Source organism: Psychrobacter sp. CX10 (genome assembly GCF_057621575.2).
This window is the reverse complement of record NZ_CM177736.1, coordinates 2,323,306-2,339,932: the sequence shown is the minus strand read 5'-3', so window position 1 is coordinate 2,339,932 and position 16,627 is coordinate 2,323,306. Positions and strand designations below refer to the sequence as shown.

Here is a 16,627-nt window from a genome sequence, read left to right as displayed (position 1 = left end):
CTTAAAAAAGCATATAAAAATAGCAGTGGCAGTAAATAGCGCAAGACTTTAATTGAATAAGCCATAAATGGAGAGAGTGAATGTTAGCTAAAAAACCGAAAGGGGCAGTAGAACGTAAGCGAGGCGGTGGTGCTGCAAGTTTGCTATGGATGTTTGTTGGCGCAATATTAACCCTAATGTTTGGTCTGTTTTTGTATTTATGGAACCCTTTTAATATAGGATCTGAAACCAAAGTGGAAGAGCGTCAGGTAGAGCCAATCAATCAAAATAAAGACCAAGAAGGCGATTATGAATTTTATGACATATTGCCTGAACAACAGATCACCAGAATTCCTGATGAATCTATAGTACGAGAAGAAGACACAATACGTGATCCTAGTCAGCTTGAGCCTGATGTGGTTATTACAAGTCCGACCGTCCAAGAGCGTGACTCTAACACCACTGCTGAAAATTATGGCGTGGAAGAAAACACGGGGACTAACCCAAATACGGACCGTGTTGAAAGCGATCAAGAAATGGTCATTGTTGAAGAGCAAGGGACTTATGACGAGCCGATAGAAAGTAGGGGTAATCAAAGCGCGGCCACGCAGGGCAATCGCGAATCGGCTCCCACATCGAACCCGTCATCAACTAACAGTACAAATGCTGCACTGACGCAACGAGCAAATATAGAGCAGGCACAGCCTAAGCAGAGCTATATATTGCAAATTAATAGCTTTAGTAATGCTCAAGAAGCAGACAAACGACGCGCTCAAGTGTTGATGGCTGGTGTAGACGCACAGGTAGTCAAAAATGAATTGTCTAGTGGTCAAGTACTGTATCAAGTTGTTTCTACAAAAATGAATAATAGACAAGCCGTAGTTGCCGCTCAGCAAAAGCTACAAAACAATGGTATTGATTCTTTGATTGTTGAACAGCGCCGATAGTGATTCTTAAGTCAATTTTTTTACATTATTTTTTTGCAGTAATTTTTGCTCATATCTCGTTGCTAGTATATGTAACAGTTTGCGCTTCTTTAACCAAGGTTTGACGTATTATGCCAAAGGTATCGTCCATTACTCGAGTCTTACAAATAGTTGAAGCGGTATCATATGCTGCCAAGCCAATAACGCCGTTAGAGCTTTCTAAAGAATTAGACATTCCTAAGCCCACTATTCATCGCCTTATTCAGCAGTTGGTAGATGAAGGATTTGTTATGGTAGACATAGCCGGGGGGGTTATACCGGGCAAGCGGGTTCGAAATCTGAGTGTGGAGCTTTGGCAACAGCGCCAATTTTATAGTGAGCGTCAGGTGGTGCTAAGACGACTTGTTGATGAATTAAAAGAAACCTGCGGCATTGCCGTACCGCAAAATTTAAGTATGGTATATACCAATCGGGTGAATACAGATTCGCCGCTACAGATTTTTATGCCCATAGGTTCTAAAACACCGGCGTGGTGCACTGCTTCTGGAAAGTTGTACTTAAGCCAAATGCCCTCTGAGCGCCGCCAGAAGATGTTAGAGAATTTTAACTTTAAAGCCTATACACCAAACACCATTACCAATCTAAAAAAGGTAGATCAAGAGCTTAATAGAATTGCGGAAACAGGCATCGGCATTGATAATGAAGAATTTATCCCTGACATGGTCTCTGTTTCCGTACCGATAATGGATAAACAAAACCGCTACTTGGCGTCACTATATATTCATGCCCCTACAGTAAGAATAACGCTGAACGGTTTGTTAGAATATGTGCCACGTTTGCAAGAAGCTGCCATAGATGTGGGCGAATTAGTCTATCAGTTACAAAGTTAGACACAATCTCACGCGTGTTATTATACCAAAATGGCCTCAAGTCTAAACTTGAGGCCATTTCGGTTAGTATGTGAGTAGGCTTAGCGTGGCTTGATGGTTATTGAGTCAGATATTTAAGAATCGTACACATAAGTTTCGTACTTAAGGATCAAAAACAGGAATCAAGTTTAAGGATCCAATTTAAGAATACGACTTAATAAGTCTGAAATACACAACAATCATACACTCTATAATACTGACTTGTCGTAATAACCCATGATGCTTGAAAAATCCTTAGTACTGTTATCTTCAACATGCTCATCATAAAGCGTGGTCGCTTGAGTTCCCATCGGTACTTTAGCGTCTATATCTTTGGCAGTTTCAAGCGCTAGGTGTAAATCCTTATGCATATGTTGGCTCATAAACCCACCTGCATAGCCATGACTAGATGGTACGTTCTCTAAAACATTCGGGTAGGGGTTATAGACCTCTAGTGTCCAATTACGGCCTGAGCTTTGCATCATGATTTCAGACAATACATTGGCATCAAGCCCATTTTTAACGCCTAAATTGATGGCTTCAGCCGTGCCCGTCATGAGTATGCCAAGTAGCATGTTATTACAGATTTTAGCCACCTGACCTGCACCGTGATCGCCAGCATGGAATATATTTTTACCCATAACCTCTAAGATACTTTTGGCACGATCATAGGCAGCCTCTTCACCCCCAACGATAAAGGTTAATGTACCTGCTTGTGCGCCTGCTGTACCTCCAGATACAGGGGCATCCACAAAATCTATACCCTTAGCACTCGCAATACTGGCCACTTCACGCGCATCAGCAGCGGCGATCGTAGAGCTGTCAATGACAAGCGTGCCCTTAGGAAGCTCTGACAACAAGCCCTCTGGGGTTAGCTCTGATGCATTGGCATCGCCTAAATAGACACTTTTAACGTGTCTACCAGCAGGTAGCATGGAAATAACAATATCTGCATGATTTGCAGCATCTTTGGGCGAAGAAGACGATGATGAGCCTGCATCGGTTAGGGTCTTGACCGCATCTTCTGACAAATCAAAAACGGTAACGTCATATCCTGCCTTAACGAGATTTAACGCCATAGGGCCGCCCATATTGCCGAGCCCGATAAAGGCGACTTTAGTGTTATTTATATCCTTTCTATTTGGCATATCACCACTCCTTGAAGTTTGACGCGGGATGTTTAGGGTCTGTTGAACATTCAAATGTGGAACTGGCGGCGGCTATTTTTTTAGACAATATGCAGTGAAATTTTCGACGCTTAGTTATTCTAAGTTAGAAAATTTTACAATATATTGGCAAAAAATAGACCCGCCCCGTAGGGCTGATGCTAAAATTGCCCCAAACGTTGTTATAAACCTAGCTAAGGTCCAATACGCTTCGGGCATTATCGTCGGCTTATGCCTAGTTTAGTACAATTTTAGCTATCAGCAGTCCTACTATTTGAATGTTCAACAGACCCTAGTACATGGTTTAAATAAAGACGCTATAAATATTATATAGCGCTATTACATACTTTGATTTAAATACTATTTAATTTTCTGGGCAGCTAGCGAATCCGAACCTAGCCAATCGCCAAAGATATGTTCTCCTTTGGGATAAGGGTTTTTAAAGTGGCTATTGATGTACTCAATGCCTTCACTGTTTAAGCACTGCTCAAGGGTGCGTGACCAATTTGGGTTTTTGTCTTTGTCAATAAGTAACGCACGTACGCCCTCGCGAAAGTCTGGATTGTTGGCACAATGTACGGCAACGATGACCTCTATATATAGCACTTGCTCTAATGATAAGTCCCGAACTCTTTGGAATAACTCATAGGTAAGCGCAGCCGTGACTGGGCAACCGGCACGATAAGTGGCTAGTGCTCTTTGCGTCCATTTATCGTTAGCAAAATCGCTGTCAATTTCATTCAATAACGCATCGTCTTGTAAGATGGCATCAATATCTTCTAGCCCGCCACTGACCATAATAGATTCGATGGTTTGCCAGTATTGCGCCAGCTTGCTGGGTTTTAACTCAACTTGTTCCTGTTTAGATAAGTTCGCTAAACTTTTACTAACAATGGCATGGGCATTAACTGCAGTTTGAGTGGCGTTCATTTGGTTATCAACATTTACGTCAATCCAATCTGCATTAGTCAGCGTTTCTACTAGTTTGTCATAACCGTCACTCGGTAATACGTATTCAGCAATGTTGCTAAGTTTAGCATCACTAGCATTACCCATCGCCCCAGTTAGCCCCATAAACAACCCCGTTTTTGCCGGCATACGTTGCAGAAACCAACTGCCTGTAGCATCTGGAAATAAGCCAATGGTAATCTCTGGCATAGCAAATTTGGTGGCCTCAGTAACAATACGATGACTACAACCCCCCAAAAGCCCCATACCACCGCCCATGATAAAGCCGTTGCCCCATAACAGGATAGGCTTACTATAAAAGTGCATTTGACGATATAACGCATACTCGCTACCAAAAAACTCATTGGCATACGGATTGGGCAACGGCGCACCCTCGACCATACTGTCGTACAGTTTACGAATATCTCCACCTGCACAAAATGCTTTATCGCCTGCGCCCCGTAGAATAATTGCAACAATACTGTCATCGTCTTGCCATTCAATAAGCTTTTGACTCATTGAATGACACATTGATACACTTAACGCATTAAGTGACTTCGGGGAGTTAAGCGTCATCTCACCAATTGTATGACCATCTTGGGTTTGGTGAGTATTGAATAACACTGGGGCACTGTCATTATTAGCAACATTAGTGGACATAAAGTTTCCGTCAAATTACTGGTTATTTTTATTAGGACTTACGCAAACAGCGATACTAAAACTTTTATATGCGACTGGGAATTATTTATTGCGCCTCTGGAACTATAGTCGCAGGCAGATAAATGAGGTACAAGGCAATCGAGTGCAAGTACTACTGGTGTAGGCTTAACGAGATTAACACTGTAACTCTTTTATATGACTATACTGCACAGCCAGCGCAAATAAATGATTACCAATCGCTATTAATTTTAAATTATGCGTAAATCTTATGAATGTTATTTATTCTGCCAAGTCGGTTTACGCTTTTCTAAAAACGCATTAACGCCCTCGCTCTGGTCGGCAGTATCAAACAGTTTAACAAAAGCTTCACGCTCTTTAATAAGGTTCTGCGCAGGTGGATTATGGCGTGACGCTTGAATCAATTGCTTAGAATAGGTGACTGCAACTGGAGATTGTTTGGCAACTTTTTTCGCTAACGTTTGCGCTGTGCTTAATCCTTCGCCTTTTTCAACCACTTCTTCAACCAAACCAATCTCTAATGCTTTTTCGGCATCGACACGCTCACCGCACAATATCATGCGTTTTGCCCATCCTTCGCCCACTAGCATAGTCAGGTTTTGCGTACCACCGGCACAGGGTAATAAACCCACGCTCGCTTCAGGCAATGCCATCACTGCATGGCGCTCGGCAATACGAATATCGCAAGCCATCGCACATTCCAGACCGCCGCCCATTGCATAACCGTTAATGGCGGTAATACTGACGCCACGATAATTAGATAACGCCTCGAAAGCCTCACCAAAAGCAATTGCCATTGAGATAGCGTTGCCTTTATCACCGTCTGCAAAGGTATTTAAGTCAGCACCAGCGGAGAAGAACTTCTCCCCGTCACCATGAATCACTAACGCATAGACATCATCATTTTGGTTTAAGTCTGATACTAGCGTCTTTAGGGCGTTAAGACTTTGCTGCGTCCAGGTGTGCGCTGGCGGGTTGTTTAAGGTTAACGTTGCCACAGTGCCGTCAATGGATAAGTTAAGGTTAGTGTATTCTGTCATTTTTAATCTCCGTGATTTAGTTTTTCTTTACGAATATTTTTTATAATATTGAATCATAATCATGTTCCACAGTTATTAACGCAACCGGCTTAAATTGTCGTCCTCCATCATACTACGGGACACAATCACGCGCATAATCTCATTGGTACCTTCTAATATCTGATGCACACGCAAATCACGTACATGACGTTCAAGCGGATATTCTTTTAGATAACCATAACCGCCATGTAATTGTAATGCTTGATTAGCCACTTCAAAACTTAAATCGGTAGACATTCTTTTTGCCATAGCACAGTAACTTGCCGCATTAACATCGTTAGTATCAACCTTATTTGCTGCCATATATATCATCTGGCGAGCCGCAATGGTTTGCGTCAGCATATCTGCCAATTTAAACTGTACCGATTGCAGTTTTGCCAACTCTTTACCAAATTGCTTGCGCTCTTGCACATAATTCACCGCAGTCTCTAGGGCAGCTTGCGCAGTACCGACGGCGCAGATACCAATGTTGATACGCCCACCATTTAAACCTTTCATGGCAAACTTAAAGCCTTCGCCCTCCATGCCCAATCTATTTTTGGCAGGCACGACCACATCTTTAAAATGAATGGTACGGGTTGGCTGTGCTTTCCAGCCCATTTTATCTTCATTTTTACCGTAGCTGATACCGTCGCTATGTGCATCAACCACAAAGGCAGACACGCCTTTTGCACCCTGTTTATCATGATCAGCACCACCAGTACGTGCCATCACTAGCAATATATCAGTAGACCCTGCGCCGGAGATAAAGGTTTTCTCGCCACTAAGCAGATACGAGTCATCTTCCTGTTTGACTGCCTTTGTGGTTAATGACCCTGCATCAGAGCCTGCATTAGGTTCGGTCAAGCAATAACTGGCTAACACCTCACCGCTGACCAATTTAGGAACAATGTCATCAAGCACTTCTTGTTGCCCATATTCGCCAATCATCCATGTGACCATATTGTGAATACTGATATAAGACGCAATCGCAGTATCGCCCCAAGCTAATTCTTCAAACACAATAGCAGAGTCTAAGCGAGGCAATCCGAGTCCGCCGCAGTCAGGATTGGTATATAATCCTAAAAACCCCAGCTCGCCCGTTTTTTTTATCACATCAATTGGAAAGTGGCTTTCTGCATCCCATTTAGCGGCATTGGGCTTAAGCTCTTTTAGCGCAAACTGGCGTGCCATTTGTTGAAAAGCGAGTTGGTCTTCGGTTAGTGCGAAATCCATAGTTGTCCTTATAAAATAGGCTTAATTGATTTATCGCTTCGATTTAACTGTTTCTGATCGAATAAAGCGACTAAAAATATAGATAAAGATATCAATACAATACCAAAACTTTGAAAAATTGATATATGACCGTCTAAAAAGATTATTGATAAAAATAGGGCAGCAATTGGCACCAAATAAAATAAGCTCGAAACTTTACTAATGGATAGCTGACGAATTAATACATACAATAAGCTTATAGCACCGATGGAGACCACAATTGCCATCCATAATAGTGAAAAAACAAAGGCTGGTGTCCACTCAATAAAGTGCTGCGGATAAAATAGCCACACTAACGTACACAAACCTAAAGAGGCTAATGATTGTAAAAACCCGCCAAACATTAAATTCATATTAGCACAAAAATATTTTTGATAGACACTACCAAAAGCGACCCCAACTAGCCCAAAAAAAGCCATCGACAACCCAATAAGACTTGGGGTTTCAAGACCCAAAAGCACGATTAAAAACACACCTACTAGGCCAATGATTAACCCCACCCACTGCGTCACTGATACTTTGGCATCAAATAAAACTCTGGCAATTAAACTGGCGAACAAAGGCTGAAATGAGATGATGAGCGCCGATGTTGATGCTGATATGCCATAGTCTATGGCAACAAAAACACCCAAAGTAAAGAATCCAACAATGAACGTGCCTGCTACTAAAGTATGCAATATCTCAGTTTTGTTACTTGGCATGGGAGGTTTGATCACATAACAAATTAATCCCAATACCACTACCGTAATCGTAAACCGAACTACTAAAAACGAAGCAGGATCGGCAAAGGGAAGACCATACTGTGCTGCGACAAATCCAGAGCCGTACAGTAGAACGAATAATACTGAGAAAACTATTGTATACATATCATCCCTGCTATCCCTCAAACTGTCTCGTCAAGTACACTATTCTTCAGTTAAGTTATCTCTTCAGGTAAATTATCTCTTCAAATAAACTGTCTCTTCAAATGAGTTATATATTCAAATAAACCCAAAGCTATCTATCTAATTTTATTGATTTAATGTACCCAAAAATCGTAACTATCTGATTAAATTGACTATCTTAGTTAAATAGCAAGGTATCTTACATAGAATATCAGGGTATCTTACATCGAAATCGTGGTATTCACTTTGCTGGAGGCTTCATCGTCAAACCAACGAGCGGTCACGGTTTTGGTTTGGGTATAAAACTGTACAGCTTGCTTACCATAAGGTCCTAAATCGCCCAGTTTACTACCGCGTGAGCCTGAGAATGAGAACATCGGTAGAGGCACAGGGATGGGTAGGTTAATGCCTACTTGACCCACGTCAATATCTTGCTGGAATTTATGCGCTGCTGCTCCCGACTGGGTAAAGATAGCGGTACCATTGCCCATTGGATTGCTATTTACCAATTCTATTGCCGCATCTAAGCTGTCTGCACGCATGATAACCATCACAGGACCAAAGATTTCCTGCTTATAGATTTGCATATCTGTAGTGACATTATCAAAGATAGTAGGACCTACAAAGTTACCATTTTCATAACCTTCTACTTGGATACCTCGACCATCCAATAATAGGTCAGCGCCTTCATCAACCCCAGTTTGAATGAGGTGTTCGACCCGAGCTTTGGCTTGCGGGGTAATGAGTGGACCTAAATCCTTGTCATGTTCACCTGCTGATACCACTAGCGTTTCAGCTTTAGCTTTTATTTCATCGACCCAATTACCTGCTTCACCCACCAATACCACAACAGATAATGCCATACAGCGTTGACCTGCTGCGCCAAAGGTAGCACCTGCCAATTGGTTTAAGGTTTGTTCTTTATTGCAATCTGGCAGGATAACCGCATGGTTTTTAGCGCCAATCATACATTGGACGCGTTTGCCAGTACTGGCTGCGGTATCATAGACGTGTTGACCTACTTTGGTAGAGCCGACAAACGATATAGCTTTAATATCAGGGTGAGTACAAAGTGCATCGACCGTTGGTTTGCCCCCATGTACGACGTTCAATACGCCTTCAGGTACGCCAGCTTCTAAAGCAAGCTCCACTAGACGCATAGGTACCATTGGATCTTGCTCGGATGGCTTTAATACAAAAGTGTTACCCGTGGCAATTGCCATTGGGAACATCCATAGGGGAATCATCGCTGGAAAGTTAAACGGGGTGATACCCGCACATACGCCCAGCGGTTGCCAGATACTATAAGTATCCACGCCAGTACCCACATTTTCAACAAAGTCACCCATTTGTAAGTTGGTAATGCCTGCCGCATGCTCAACCACTTCTAAACCACGGAACACGTCACCACGCGCATCGGCAAGCGTTTTCCCTTGCTCCTTGGTTAATAATGCCGCAAGTTCATCCATATTTTCGCGGATAAGTGCTTGATAGGTTAGAAAAATACGTGCTCGTTTGCTAATCGGGGTTTTGCGCCATGTTTTAAAGGCTTCTTTGGCAGCAGCAACGGCTTCGTTGATTTCATCGTCGGTGGTTTGCGGTACTTTTGCAATAACTTCCTGAGTAGCAGGATTGGTCAAATCAATCCATTCTGACGTGGATGAATCGACGAATTGTCCGTTAATGAGTTGTTTTACTTGTTGCATAAGGTGTCCTTATCTTGAGGTTTATAACTATTGTACTTAAAAAAAATTTAATCTATACATAGTATATGGCACTTATCAAAATATATAAACAGTAATTGCTAGAGATCTTGTCTGCTTATAAAATTGTAAATTCTTAAATGAAAGCCATCCTGTGACCTCATTTAGGAGAACTGACCTCCATTAATATGGAGGTTAGTGTCTATATGCTATGTTCAAAACTGTACTATGTTCAAAACTTTAATAATGTTCAAGTGCTTCTTGCACCGCTTTGATGGCGCTAGGGTCATCTAGCGTCGACATATCTCCCGTTGGTTGACCTTCAGCCAATGCGCGAATGGCACGACGTAATATCTTGCCAGAACGGGTTTTGGGAAGTGATTTGGGGAAATAAACAGCGACAGGACGCGCAAGTGAGCCTAAAGATTTTGCTACCACACCAAAAATTTGTTGTTCAACACGGAATCTGTTTTCGGTATCATCAACAATTGAGGGGTCACGCAGTATGCAAAAGGCAATAGGCAACTCACCTTTTAACTCATCTTTTATGCCCACCACGCCCACTTCTGCAACCTCAGGATGTTCGCTGATAGCCGCTTCAATTTCTTGTGTGCCGAGGCGATGTCCCGCCACATTGATGACGTCATCATTACGACCCAGTATATAGAAATAACCGTTTTCATCGGTTTTGGCATAATCCGAACTTGAATACTGCTTACCATCAAACAAATTAAAATAGCTGTTAATAAAGCGCTCGTCGTTGTGCCAAACCGTCGTCAAACATCCGGGCGGTAAGGGTGCCGACATGGTTAATAAACCCTTTTCGCCAGGCGCACACACCTCTCCGGTTTCCTCATTTAATACGTTGGCATTAAAACCAAACATAGGATAGCCGGGTGTACCTGATTTATGCGGTTTATGATTGAACTTTGGAGCGTGACTTAAAATGGGCCAGCCTGTTTCGGTTTGCCAATAGTGATCGATAATCGGCACACCAAAGTGATCGGATAACCATTGACCTGTCGGCTCATCTAGCGGTTCACCTGCTAAGAAGAAAGACTTCACACTGCTGGTATCATAGCGGGTTAGCCATGTTTCATCCGCCTTTCTAAGCATACGTATGCCAGTGGGTGCAGTGAATAATATATTCACTTTGTTTGCTTCAACTATACGCCACCAAATACCCGGATTAGGGTTGTGCGGTAGACCCTCATACATAATGCTGGTCATGCCGGCAAGTAGGGGCGCATAAATGGTATACGAGTGCCCAACTGCCCAACCAATATCCGATATCGCCCAAAAGGTTTCCCCCGGTTTGCCATCATAAATTAAATCGATTGAGGTCGTTAGCGCTACGGCATGTCCGCCAGTGTCTCGTTGTACTCCTTTTGGCGTACCCGTTGTGCCAGAGGTATATAGCAAATACGATGGCTCATTGGACTCCAGCCACACAGGCTCTACAATTGCTTTAGCTTCGCAACTAATACGGCGCTCAGTGGCATAATCTACATCAATATCTTGTGGCGTAAATGGCATAATACCGCGGTCAACCACTAAGACATGTTCAGGTTTGACAGTTGCTTGCTCAACCCCTTGAGTAACAAGATTTTTGTAATTAATAACCTTACCGCCACGTAAGCCTGCATCTACAGTAATTACCATTTTCGCTTCGGCATCATCCATGCGAATGGCCAAGTTATGAGCTGCAAAACCACCAAATACCACGGAATGCACCGCACCAATACGTGCGCAGGCGAGCATGGCATAAGCCGCCTCTAAAATCATTGGCATATAGATGACGACTCTATCACCCTTGCCAATGCCCAAACGCTGCAAGACATCAGCAAAATAATTGACCTCTTTGTACAAGCGATTGTAAGTCAACCGACGTTTTGCATAGTCGGTGTAAAACTCTACATGGTTGTCCAGCGCCTTAAACGCATCGACAACACCGGGGTGGTTATCGAGTAGGGATTGATTAATTTCGGAGGATACCCAGACAAAGGCATCCTGCTCGGCGCGCGTATCCAAATGTTTATCGACGCAGTTGTAACAAAGATTGGTTTCGCCGCCGACAAACCATTTGGCAAAAGGTAAGTTGCTATCGTCTAGTATTTTATCGGGCTGTTTATGCCAATAAATGCGCTCAGCTTGTTTGCGCCAAAACTCAGTGGCGTTATTAATAGAGTTATCGTAGAGTTTTGCAAACGACACATTGCTATCATTGTTTGGGTTAGCAACGTCGCTATTTGAGATAGGGGATGGAGAAGAGGTGTTGATTTGTGAATTCATAATGCTGTCCTTAGCAGAGGTGAGTAATGAATAAAACAGTCGACACAAGTTTGATATAACCTATGCAAATGCTGTGCTGTTAGCTATCCTTACCAACAGTTTTTGAATTTTTTAAAAAGAAGTAACGATGTTATCGTCAATTGTATTATTTAAACAGGTATTCATAATAAATAGAAGACTTTCATGCCTATTAATTTTTGTAATTTGTTACTTTAAATGATTTCTCACAGCCCTTTTTATAGGTGCTTTAAGGAGTAAATAAAGTTTTAGTAAGTACAAATATTATAATACAATATATATGAGACAAATTATATCGTTTTAATAAGTAAACTTAACAGATTGTATAGTTATAGGTCAATAGTGCTACTTCAATAGAATGTAAGTGTCTTAATAAAAAATGATTGCAAGAATCTTTTATTACATGAAGGGTGAGCATCGAATGAACGAATCAATTTAAGAAGAGGAGAACACTTATTGATGAGCCTGCAAAGGGGTTCGTATCATGCCATATATCGCAATCAACAGCGCCAGCACCTGTATAATGAATAAACATATGACAGTGACGGGCCACTGACCATACGCATACGCTATACCGCAAATCCATGCACCAACAGTACCGCCCGCATAGTAGCTCATATAATATAATCCCGAAGCTAACGAACGTCCTTCATCCACGTTGGTGGCAATGTAGCCTATGGTTGCAGACTGCGTAATAAAAACGCCTGAAGACATGATGGTTAAGCCTGTTATAATTAGCCATAGTTGGGTGGATAGCGTCAACAAGACACCGCCCATAGATAACATCACGGCGACAATAATGGTGCGAGCAGAACCGAAGCGCTGCATAAGTTTGGACGATAGCGGGGTGATTATGACGCCTATTAAATATACTGCAAATATATTAGCAAGTTGACCTGTCGTTAATGAATAAGGGGCAACGGATAGATGAAGGTTGATAAAGGTAAAACAGCCGACAAGCGAAAATAACACACAAAACCCCAATAACGAGGCCGAAATCACGTATCGATTGGTCAAATGATTCTTTAAAGTATGTAGTGCCATACGAAATTTAGGACGTGGCACAAAATGCTGAGAGACAGGGAGCGTTTTTGCGACCCAAATAGCACCTAATAACGTTAAGGCCGCCATGATGTAATAAGCGGTACGCCAACCGACCAGTTCGTGCAAATGCCCTAAGATAAACCGTCCCAAAAAGCCGCCTAATACACACCCAGACACGTAATAGGACATAAGTTCAGCTACCGCATTGCTTTTAAACTCCTCTCCAATATAAGCTATCGTCACCACACTGATACCAGGCACTGATAACCCTTGTAGAAACCGCCACAGCGTCAATGATTCAATATTATTACTAATAGCTATGAGCGCGGTAGGGAAGGCTAAAAAAAATAGCGATCCCACGATTAGAACCTTGCGACCTATGGCATCTGACAACATCCCAAGAAAAGGTGACATCAAGGCAATGGCCATAACAGTGGCGCCAACCGACATGCCTGCTTGAACCTCACTCGCCGCAAAATCTACCATCAATACAGGCAAAATAGATTGAATGGAATACACTTGCAGAAAAGCAAACATACCGATTAGAATCGCAGTTAACTTTAATATGAAGCTTGGCGCAGAGTTAGGGGATGCTAAAGGGGTGCGCGACTTAGTTGAGCGGTTAGATTGTGAAGAGGAATGCATAAAGACGCCACGTCTGGGGTAAATTAACGCAAACTAACGGATGTATTAAGATCAAAATATAAATGACTTAAAACAAAATAAGTTACCTAAAATAGGTAACTTATAATTAAATATCAATCTTAATCTTACTTGTTTCTGTTACGCTTTTTTTTACGCGAGCGGGACAGTTTGTTCAACGTGAGCATCACATTATTATAATTTGCTGGGAAAAAACGCTGAATCAAATCAGCAACCCTGGCATCATCACCAATCAGACAACGCGCCTCATTATTTGCAGCAGCCATTAGAATGATTTGAGCAGCAGTATTAGGATCGAATTTTAACAGTTTATTAAAGCTTTTAAGTGCCTTTTCGCCGACAGGAAGTCCTAAGGTGGTCAGACTGTCACTGATACGAGCGCTAGTAGCTATACTGGTCTTGATACCTCCAGGATGAATAGAAGTAATCGATACCCCACTTTTCTCCATGACAAGCTCATGTCGCAAGCTTTCGTTGAATCCGCGTACAGCAAACTTACTGGCATTATATGCTGATTGAGTAGGCTGAGCAATAAGACCAAATAGACTTGAGATATTTATAATATGCCCATTTTGAGATGGTTTGCCGTCTTTTTCACTCTGACGTACGCTCTCTTTGATTAAAGGCAAGAATGCTTTAGTGCCATACACCACACCCCAAAAATTGATATCCATTACCCATTCCATATCTTCAATGCGACTGCCTTCTGCCGTAGAAGATAAAGCAACACCAGCATTGTTGAAGATGAAATTGACTTGACCATGTTCTTTTTTGACCGTATCTGCCCACTCAAAAACAGCCTCTTTATCTGACACATTGACTATGGCCGTGGTGACTTTGATGTCATCGTTTTCTAACAGCGCTACCGTTTGCTGTAAATTGTCTTCATTGATGTCGGCTAGGGCCAAATGGCAGCCAGCATTAGCAAGGTTTATGGTGAGTTGTCGACCAATACCAGATCCAGCTCCCGTAATGGCTGCAACGTGGTCTTTATAAAAGTCTGTGAGTTGTTCACTATCAATAATGGGCGGTATGAAAGGGAGTGTTAATGACAGATGTTTTGAAAGTGACTCGGGAAAATGAGAAAGTAAAGCGGGCATAAATGTACCGTCCTTGATAACATATAAAAGATTAACTATAAAAAATAACCAATAAAAATAGTATATTAAAATTTTAATATAGCATATGTAAGAATAGGGGAGGGAACCCCTAAGCGCAAATAAATAAGATACTGAATAGTCGTTAATTTAAGCAATAGTTGATAAAACAAGGTTACTCGTAATAAGCGGATAAAGCTTGTAGCAAAACCAAACAACAAAAAAACGCCTATCTAAAAGATAAGCGCTTAATTAGAGTCTGTTCGACTCATCAAATTTTAGGACTGCTCATCAAATTTTAGGACTGCTAATAGCTAAAACAAATCCAAGCTAAGCCTAAACTACAATGAACGCTCAGAGCTTTTAAATTACAAAACTTTATAAAGCAGTTTTAAGCAATCTTAGGTGTTTTACCCTCATTAATAACATCTTCATCAACAGTTACAGATTTTGCATTCTCCATCGAAGGCAATTCGTACATGGTATCTAACAAAGCATTTTCAACAATTGAACGTAGACCACGCGCACCGGTTTTACGCTCCATTGCTTTTTGAGCAATGGCCTCTAAGCCTTTTTCGGTAAATTTAAGCTCAGCATTCTCCATGTCAAACAAATACTGATACTGTTTTACAATCGCATTCTTGGGCTTAGTCAAGATTTGCATTAATGCTTCTTCATCAAGCTCTTCAAGCGTCGCTATAACTGGTAGGCGGCCGATTAGCTCAGGAATTAAACCAAACTTAATTAAATCTTCGGGCTCTACTTTTTTAAACAGCTCAGACAACTGCTTACCATCATCTTTCGCTTTCACCTCAGCATTGAAACCAATGCCTGTCTTTTCGGTACGCTGTTGAATGACTTTATCTAATCCTGAAAAGGCACCGCCAACAATGATTAGGATATTGCTGGTATCAACTTGAATAAGCTCTTGATTGGGATGCTTACGACCACCGTGAGGCGGTATAGAAGCCACTGTACCTTCGATAAGCTTAAGTAAGGCTTGTTGCACGCCTTCACCCGATACATCGCGAGTAATGGACATGTTCTCGCCTTTTTTGCTGATTTTATCGATTTCATCGACGTATATAATACCTTGCTCAGCCTTAGTGACGTCATAATCAGCAGCTTGCAATAGCTTTTGTACTATATTTTCAACATCTTCACCAACATAACCCGCTTCGGTGAGCGTGGTGGCATCTGCCATCGCAAAAGGCACATCGAGCATACGGGCAAGGGTTTGAGCTAACAACGTCTTACCAGAGCCAGTCGGACCAATAAGTAGGATATTACTTTTAGATAGCTCTACCATCGCATCATCAGCACCTATACGAGCTTGCTTTGAGTCTTCTGCGAGCTGTGCGGCTACTTTCAGGCGTTTATAATGGTTATAAACAGCAACTGACAGCGCCTTTTTTGCCGTATCTTGACCGATCACATACCCATCTAGATGTTCACGAATCTGTTTTGGCGTGGGGAGCTTTTTAGCCAACCATGCATTAGCATCGTCTGCCGCTTCTTCGTAGTCTGTATCACCATCTTCTATTAAATCAGTGCATAGCGCCACACATTCATTACAAATATTGGCATCGTCAGCGGCAATAAGCTGCGCGACTTCATCTTTCTTTTTGCCACAAAACGAACAATTTGGTGTGTTGTCTTTAGCCATGCTTAGCGCTCCTTATAAAGTGCTCAATATGTCCAGCTGAGCGTCATAGACAGTACAAGAGAATAAAATAATATTGTGTCATATGACATATTCTAATAGCGACCTATAGTCAGCAAAATACTAAACGACTACTGGACTTTGAGAAAAACGTATTTAGGTAAGTAGGTTTGGATGCACGGTTAAATAAAAAAATTAAATACTTCGATAAATTAAATACTTCAATAAATCAAATATAGAAATTCAAATAGAATTAACCGAACCATAAGTTGTCATGTAAACCATACTAAAACCGTAAAACCCAAGCAGTTAATTACAGACACGC

12 protein-coding genes are annotated in these 16,627 nt (G+C 41.8%); 2 read left to right on the top strand and 10 right to left on the bottom strand.

Going from position 1 to position 16,627, the window contains the following annotated elements:
• The first annotated feature begins 80 nt into the window (after positions 1–80).
• Together AC21OH_RS09415 and AC21OH_RS09410 are read left to right on the top strand one after the other, a co-directional pair.
• A complete protein-coding gene (locus AC21OH_RS09415) occupies positions 81–926 on the top strand; it encodes an SPOR domain-containing protein (RefSeq protein WP_487369943.1) in 846 nt (281 codons plus the stop codon).
• A gap of 110 nt (positions 927–1,036) precedes the next feature.
• A complete protein-coding gene (locus AC21OH_RS09410) occupies positions 1,037–1,795 on the top strand; it encodes an IclR family transcriptional regulator (RefSeq protein ID WP_486536039.1) in 759 nt (252 codons plus the stop codon).
• 227 nt (positions 1,796–2,022) lie between these two features.
• On the opposite strand, the gene mmsB is transcribed toward AC21OH_RS09410, so the two are convergent.
• The 10 genes from mmsB to clpX form a co-directional block, all read right to left on the bottom strand.
• Positions 2,023–2,961 carry a 3-hydroxyisobutyrate dehydrogenase gene (mmsB, locus tag AC21OH_RS09405; RefSeq protein ID WP_487369942.1) on the bottom strand — a complete coding sequence of 313 codons (939 nt, stop codon included), beginning with the start codon at positions 2,959–2,961 and terminating at the stop codon, positions 2,023–2,025.
• 378 nt (positions 2,962–3,339) lie between these two features.
• Positions 3,340–4,587 (bottom strand): enoyl-CoA hydratase/isomerase family protein, encoded by a 1,248-nt coding sequence (locus AC21OH_RS09400; RefSeq protein ID WP_487369941.1) that lies wholly within the window; start codon positions 4,585–4,587, stop codon positions 3,340–3,342.
• Between the two features lie 275 nt (positions 4,588–4,862).
• Entirely contained in the window at positions 4,863–5,645 is a 783-nt protein-coding gene (locus AC21OH_RS09395; protein WP_487369940.1) for an enoyl-CoA hydratase, read from the bottom strand.
• A gap of 75 nt (positions 5,646–5,720) precedes the next feature.
• Entirely contained in the window at positions 5,721–6,899 is a 1,179-nt protein-coding gene (locus AC21OH_RS09390) for an acyl-CoA dehydrogenase family protein (RefSeq protein ID WP_487369939.1), read from the bottom strand.
• A gap of 8 nt (positions 6,900–6,907) precedes the next feature.
• Complete coding sequence (locus tag AC21OH_RS09385; protein ID WP_487369938.1) at positions 6,908–7,804, bottom strand: DMT family transporter; 897 nt, start codon at positions 7,802–7,804, stop codon at positions 6,908–6,910.
• A gap of 239 nt (positions 7,805–8,043) precedes the next feature.
• Positions 8,044–9,528 (bottom strand): CoA-acylating methylmalonate-semialdehyde dehydrogenase, encoded by a 1,485-nt coding sequence (locus AC21OH_RS09380; protein WP_487369937.1) that lies wholly within the window; start codon positions 9,526–9,528, stop codon positions 8,044–8,046.
• Between the two features lie 237 nt (positions 9,529–9,765).
• Positions 9,766–11,817, bottom strand: coding sequence for a propionate--CoA ligase (locus tag AC21OH_RS09375; protein WP_487369936.1), 2,052 nt, complete (start codon positions 11,815–11,817; stop codon positions 9,766–9,768).
• Positions 11,818–12,288: 471 nt separating this feature from the next.
• Positions 12,289–13,416, bottom strand: coding sequence for an MFS transporter (locus AC21OH_RS09370; RefSeq protein ID WP_487370046.1), 1,128 nt, complete (start codon positions 13,414–13,416; stop codon positions 12,289–12,291).
• A 233-nt stretch (positions 13,417–13,649) separates the two neighbouring features.
• Positions 13,650–14,642: an SDR family NAD(P)-dependent oxidoreductase gene (locus tag AC21OH_RS09365; RefSeq protein ID WP_487369934.1), complete on the bottom strand. Its 993-nt coding sequence runs from the start codon at positions 14,640–14,642 to the stop codon at positions 13,650–13,652.
• Positions 14,643–15,030: 388 nt separating this feature from the next.
• The gene (clpX, locus tag AC21OH_RS09360; protein ID WP_487369932.1) at positions 15,031–16,305 is read right to left on the bottom strand and encodes an ATP-dependent protease ATP-binding subunit ClpX; all 1,275 of its coding nucleotides are present in this window, start codon (positions 16,303–16,305) and stop codon (positions 15,031–15,033) included.
• Between the last annotated feature and the right edge of the window lie 322 nt (positions 16,306–16,627).